Below are 395 nucleotides of genomic sequence, written 5' to 3' on the forward strand. Positions count from 1 at the left end.
GTTGCGGATCAACCGAACCCGCCGAACCGTGCCCCAACACCAGCGACACCTGCGCCCCGACCAGCGCCGCCAGCGCCGCCGACCGCTCCTCCGCACCCAACGCCGCCATGCCGGCCGTCCACGACCGGGCCTCCTCGGCGACGGGCGCCGCCGCCTGGCGCAGCGGGAGCCGCACCAGGGAGGCGAAGACGGCGGGAAGGCTGCCCTGGGCCGCGCGGTTGCGGAGCGCGGGCAGGTCGAGACGTGCGGGCACCACCGTCGCGCGGTCGGCCCGTAGCGCGGTGTCGAAGAGGGCGAGTCCGTCCTCGGTGGGGATCGGCGCCAGACCCGTACGCGTCAGCCGCGCCAGATCAGCACCGCCCAAGTGACCCGTCATGGAACTGGTGTCCGCCCAC

The 395-nt window shown here is 75.2% G+C and carries 1 pseudogene; it reads right to left on the bottom strand.

Annotation, left to right across the window (positions count from 1 at the left end):
* Positions 1-376 (bottom strand): annotated as a pseudogene (locus IH54_RS41100) (3-ketoacyl-ACP synthase); the annotation flags it as partial.
* Positions 377-395: the final 19 nt, after the last annotated feature.

It is taken from the genome of Streptomyces sp. NRRL F-5123, from assembly GCF_000721495.1.
Classification (GTDB): Bacteria; Actinomycetota; Actinomycetes; order Streptomycetales; family Streptomycetaceae; genus Actinacidiphila.